Source organism: Burkholderia sp. Ac-20349 (assembly GCF_017104865.1).
GTDB lineage: Bacteria > Pseudomonadota > Gammaproteobacteria > Burkholderiales > Burkholderiaceae > Burkholderia > Burkholderia aenigmatica.
In genome coordinates, this window is sequence record NZ_JAAGPM010000263.1 from 1 (window position 1) to 5047 (window position 5047).

General features: G+C 68.3%; 5 protein-coding genes and 2 pseudogenes. 2 read left to right on the forward strand and 5 right to left on the reverse strand.

Translation table 11 applies throughout. From position 1 onward, the window contains the following. Together G3N61_RS37975 and G3N61_RS37980 are read left to right on the forward strand one after the other, a co-directional pair. A pseudogene (locus G3N61_RS37975) lies at positions 1-128 on the forward strand (DUF2520 domain-containing protein); the annotation flags it as partial. Further along, positions 124-276 (forward strand): annotated as a pseudogene (locus G3N61_RS37980) (CPBP family intramembrane glutamate endopeptidase); the annotation flags it as partial. The pseudogenes G3N61_RS37975 and G3N61_RS37980, both read left to right, overlap by 5 nt. A 20-nt stretch (positions 277-296) precedes the next feature. On the opposite strand, the gene G3N61_RS37985 reads toward G3N61_RS37980, so the two are convergent. The 5 genes from G3N61_RS37985 to G3N61_RS38005 form a co-directional block, all read right to left on the reverse strand. Then, a complete protein-coding gene (locus G3N61_RS37985; protein ID WP_205824994.1) occupies positions 297-1277 on the reverse strand; it encodes an aldo/keto reductase in 981 nt (326 codons plus the stop codon). A 186-nt stretch (positions 1278-1463) separates the two neighbouring features. After that, a complete protein-coding gene (locus G3N61_RS37990) occupies positions 1464-2135 on the reverse strand; it encodes a MarC family protein (RefSeq protein ID WP_043184423.1) in 672 nt (223 codons plus the stop codon). A gap of 140 nt (positions 2136-2275) precedes the next feature. After that, positions 2276-3076 (reverse strand): enoyl-CoA hydratase-related protein, encoded by an 801-nt coding sequence (locus G3N61_RS37995; protein WP_175024453.1) that lies wholly within the window; start codon positions 3074-3076, stop codon positions 2276-2278. A gap of 38 nt (positions 3077-3114) precedes the next feature. Continuing rightward, positions 3115-4437, reverse strand: coding sequence for a phenylacetate--CoA ligase PaaK (paaK, locus tag G3N61_RS38000; protein WP_011354922.1), 1323 nt, complete (start codon positions 4435-4437; stop codon positions 3115-3117). Between the two features lie 58 nt (positions 4438-4495). Beyond that, the coding region (locus G3N61_RS38005; RefSeq protein ID WP_241018107.1) for a 3-hydroxyacyl-CoA dehydrogenase family protein at positions 4496-5047 on the reverse strand (552 nt) is incomplete at its 5' end.

Below are 5047 nucleotides of genomic sequence, written 5' to 3' on the forward strand. Positions count from 1 at the left end.
TTTATCACGCGGCCGCGCACTACGCGGCGAGCTTCGCGCTGTGCGGGCTGGCGGAAGCGGTCGAGCTGTGGCGCGGTCTCGGCTTCGACGAGGAAGCCGCGCTGCGCGCGCTGCTGCCGATGCTGGCAATGGATCGTGCTCGGCACGGTGGCCGGCGTCGGCTACGGCCTCGCCTGGCGGCGCGGCGGACTGCTCGCGTCCGCGCTCGCGCATGCGGGGCTGAACGTCGTCCACTTCGGCCTGTTCACCTACCCGATGCTCGCCGCCGCGCGCTGACGGCCGCGCGGCGCGGCCGCTCAGTTGATCCCGGCGACCGCGTGCGGCACGTACGGGCGTTCGAGCGTGGCGATCTCGTCGTCGGTCAGTTTCAGCTCGAGTGCGGCGAGTGCGTCGTCCAGCTGCTGCGGCTTCGAAATGCCGACGATTGGCGCAGTGACCCCGCGCTTCTGCGCGACCCAGGCAAGCGCGACCTGCGCACGCGGCACGTTGCGTGCGGCCGCGATCGTCGCAACGGCGTCGACGACCGCCTTGTCCGACTCCGCCGTCGCATCGTAAAGCCGCTGGCCGACCGCATCGCTCTGCTGCCGCTCAGACGACTCGTCCCAGTTGCGCGTCAGGCGGCCGCGCGCGAGCGGGCTCCACGGAATCACCGCGATCCCTTCGTCTTCGCACAGCGGCAGCATTTCGCGCTCTTCTTCCCGATACAGCAGGTTCAGGTGGTTCTGCATGCTGACGAAGCGGGTCCAGCCGTGCTGCTTCGACGTGTGCAACGCCTTCGCAAACTGCCACGCGAACATCGACGACGCGCCGATGTAGCGCGCCTTGCCGGCCTTGACGACGTCGTGCAGCGCCTCGAGCGTCTCCTCGAGCGGCGTGCCGTAGTCCCAGCGGTGAATCTGGTAGAGATCGACATAATCGGTGCCGAGCCGCTTCAGGCTCTGGTCGATGTCGGTCATGATCGCCTTGCGCGACAGCCCCGCGCCGTTCGGCCCCGGCCGCATCCGGTAGAACACCTTGGTCGCGATCACGATCTCGTCGCGTTTCGCGAAATCGCGCAGCGCGCGGCCGACGATCTCCTCCGACGTGCCGTCCGAATACATGTTCGCGGTATCGAAGAAGTTGATGCCGGCTTCGACTGCCCGCTGGATGATCGGGCGGCTCTCCGCTTCCGGCAGCGTCCATGGATGCGAGCCGCGTGACGGTTCACCGAACGTCATGCAACCCAGCACCAGGTTGGACACTTCCAGCCCTGTCGATCCGAATTTCACGTATTCCATTGCACGCCTCGCCATTGAAGTTGAGCTGACGGCCGGATGCGCGCCGCGCATCCGCCGGACCGTCGCATGTTATCCCGGGCGGCGAAAAGACGTGCGGCGTCTCCGCAAAGTACGGAGGAGGTGCTGGTCAGCGCGAGGTCGTGCGGGGCGCCGGCTGCACATCACGTGCGCCGCGGCGCCGGCCGCTTACTTGACCTGGTCGGCGATCGGCTGCAGGAACGCGGAGAAACCGGTCAGCATGATCTGCACGCCGATGCACAGCAGCAGGAATGCCGACACGCGCTTCGCGACCTTGGTGCCTTCGCTGCCGAGATAGCGCGACAGCAGCGCGGAGCGGCTGTAGACCTGCCAGATCACGATCGCAACCAGCACGGAGACGGCGATCGACACGATGCTCGACAGCATGAACTCCGACAGCTTGTGCGTGCGGTTCGCGTTCAGCGCGATCGCGGTCGCGATCGAGCCGGGGCCGACCGTCAGCGGCATGGTCAGCGGGAAAAACGCGCGCGTCATGATCGCGTTCGCGTCGATCGGCTTGACGGGCGTGTCGCCGCCGCCCGGGCCGTCGGGTTCGTTCAGCATCTGCCAGCCGGCCACCGCAACCGCGAAGCCGCCGCCGATCCGCAGCGCTTCCATCGAGATCCCGAAGAAATGCAGCACCGGCGTGCCGGCGAAGAACGCGACCATCAGCACGATGAACGCATTGAACGCGACCTTCCTCGCGAGCAGATCGCGCTCTTGCTCGGTGAGCGCCTCGGTCCGTTCGAGAAACAGGAACGCGATGCCGATCGGGTTGATGATGCCGATCAGGCCGGTGAAGCCGAACAGGATCTCGGAGATAAGGCGGTTGACGATCATCGGATGAAGAATCGGTCGGGGCTGGGCCGGCAGCGCGCCGGGGGTCACGCATTGTAGAGCAAGCGCCCGCGCCCGCGCCGCAAATTGCGGCCGGGCCCGCTGCACGGTCGATCGTCGCCGTTTTCCCTCGCCGTTGCCCCTTACTCGGTGCCCGCCTCCCATGCCGGCGGCCGCTTCGCGAAGAACGCAGTGAAGCCTTCCTTCGCTTCCGGTGTCGCCCGCACGCGGGAGATCGTCTGCGCGGTGAACGCCGCACGCTCGTCCGACGGCGGATACTCGCCGATCGCGTCGAAGAAGCGCTTGATCTCCATCAGCGCGTTCGGGCCGTTACGACCGAGTTCGGCGAGCGTCTTGTCGAGCGCTTCGTCGAGCGAATCGAGCGGCACGGCCTGGTGGATCAGGCCGATCGCGACCGCCTCGCCGGCAGCGAGCTGGGTCGCCGTCAGCGCGAGCCGGCGCGCCTGGCGCTGGCCGACCGCCTCGACCAGATACGGGCCGATCACGGCCGGCAGGATCCCGAAGCGTGCCTCGCTGACCGAGAAGCGCGCGTGATCGCTCGCGATCACGATGTCGCACGCCGCGCACAGGCCGACGCCGCCGCCGAACGCATGGCCCTGCACGCGCGCCACCGTCGGCTTCGGACATTGCCGGATCGCGCGCATCATCGCGGCAAACCGCTCCGCGTCGCGCAGGTTCGCGGCCGCATCGTTCGCGCTTGCGCGCTGCATCCACTGCAGGTCGGCGCCCGCGCAGAACGCGCGGCCGTCCGAGCGCAGCACGATCGCGCGCACCTCGTCGCGCTGGCCGAGCGTGGTGAACGCGTCGGTCAGCTCGGCGATCATCGTCTCGTCGAACGCGTTGAGCACGTCGCCGCGCTGCAGCGCGACAGTGGCGATGCCGCGCGCATCGACCGTGACGGCCAGGGTTTTCAATCCATCCATCGAACAGGTTTCCTCGGGTAGAACGACAAACATCGGAATTACGCGGCCTGACGGCGGTCGATCACGCGCCGGGCCTTGCCGGTCGCGGTCGCGGGAATGCCGCCCGCCGCCAGCACCGTCACGCCGGACGACACGCCGACCATCGTCTTGATCCGGTGCTGCAGCTCGCGCGCGAGCGCCGCGCGATCGCTGTCGCTGACGGACGCGGCCGCTTCGGAGCGCAGTTCGACCGCGAGGTCGAGCCGGTCCATGTGACCGTCGCGCGACAGCGTGATCTGGAACTGGCCCGACAACTGCGGCAGCGCGACGACGATCTCCTCGATCTGGCTCGGGAACACGTTCACGCCGCGCACGATCAGCATGTCGTCGGAGCGGCCCGTGATCTTCGCGAGACGGCGCATCGCGCGCGCGGTCGGCGGCAGCAGCGCGGTGAGGTCGCGCGTGCGGTAGCGGATCACCGGCATCGCCTCCTTCGTCAGCGACGTGAACACCAGCTCGCCCTGGCTGCCGTCGGGCAGCACTTCGCCCGTTACGGGATCGATGATCTCCGGATAGAAATGGTCTTCCCAGATCACCGGGCCGTCCTTCGTCTCCACGCATTCGCACGCGACACCCGGGCCCATCACTTCCGACAGCCCGTAGATGTCGAGTGCGTCGATGCCCACGCGCGTCTCGACTTCCTCGCGCAGCGCCTGCGTCCACGGCTCGGCGCCGAAGATGCCGATCTTCAGCGACGACTCGGCCGGATCCATCCCCTGCCGCACCATCTCGTCGATCAGGTTCAGCATGTACGACGGCGTGACGAGAATGATCTTCGGCTCGAAATCGCGGATCAGTTGCACCTGCTTCTCGGTCTGCCCGCCCGACATCGGTACGACCATGCAGCCGAGCCGTTCCGCGCCGTAATGAATCCCGAGGCCGCCCGTGAAGAGGCCGTAGCCGAATGCGTTGTGCAGCGTGTCGCCCGGACGGCCGCCGGCCGCGCGGATCGAGCGCGCGGTCACGTTCGCCCACGTGTCGATGTCGCGCGCGGTGTAGCCGACCACCGTCGGCTTGCCGGTCGTGCCGCTCGACGCGTGTACGCGCACGACCTGCTCGCGCGGCACCGCAAAGAGCCCGAACGGATAGTTGTCGCGCAAATCGTTCTTGGTCGAGAACGGGAATTTCGCGAGATCGGCGAGCGACTTCAGATCGTCCGGATGCACGCCCGCCGCATCGAACGTGCGGCGATAGTGCGGGACGTTGTCGTACGCGTGGCGCAGCGACCACTTGAGGCGCTCGAGCTGCAGCGCCTGCAGTTCGTCGCGGCTGGCGGTCTCGATCGGCTCGAGGGCGGCGGCGGGATGCGTCGGGTGAGTCATCGGGGTGCTCCTCCAATGGAGTGATGTCGTTATCGTGATCGTGGGAACGGGGCCGGCGTTACGAGCGGAACAGGCGGCCGGCCGCATGCAGCGCGGCAATGCGCGGCGACACGCGATAGCGGTCCTCGCCGTAGCTCGCCGTCAGGTTCGACAGCACGCGATACACGCGGCCGATGCCGATCGCATCGGCCCATGCGAGCGGGCCGCACGGGTAGTTCACGCCCTTCTCCATCGCGAGATCGAGATCGGCGGGCGAGCACACGCCCTGGTTCACCGTGTCGGCCGCCTCGTTCGCGAGCATCGCGACGGTACGCATCGCGACCATGCCCGGCACGTCCGCGACGCCGACGACGCGAAAACCCGCCTGCTGGAACAGACCGACCGCGTCCGCATAAGCCGCATCGCTGCACTGGAGCGCGCGCGTCAGCGCAACGAGCCCGGCCTGCGCGTAATCGCGCGCCAGGTCGACGAGCACGAGATCGGCCACGCCCGTCTGCGCGGCGCGTGCGGTCGCGGTGCGGCCGTCGGTCAGCGCGATCGAGGCGCGGCCGGCCGTCGCGAGCAGATCGTCGGCATGCGCGCCGGCCTGCCGGGCACTCGCGATGCGTTC

Coding starts and splice junctions, on each gene's coding strand:
- G3N61_RS37985 (WP_205824994.1), bottom strand. CDS start 1,277: ATGGAATACGTGAAATTCGGATCGACAGGGCTGGAAGTGTCCAACCTG.
- G3N61_RS37990 (WP_043184423.1), bottom strand. CDS start 2,135: ATGATCGTCAACCGCCTTATCTCCGAGATCCTGTTCGGCTTCACCGGC.
- G3N61_RS37995 (WP_175024453.1), bottom strand. CDS start 3,076: ATGGATGGATTGAAAACCCTGGCCGTCACGGTCGATGCGCGCGGCATC.
- paaK (WP_011354922.1), bottom strand. CDS start 4,437: ATGACTCACCCGACGCATCCCGCCGCCGCCCTCGAGCCGATCGAGACC.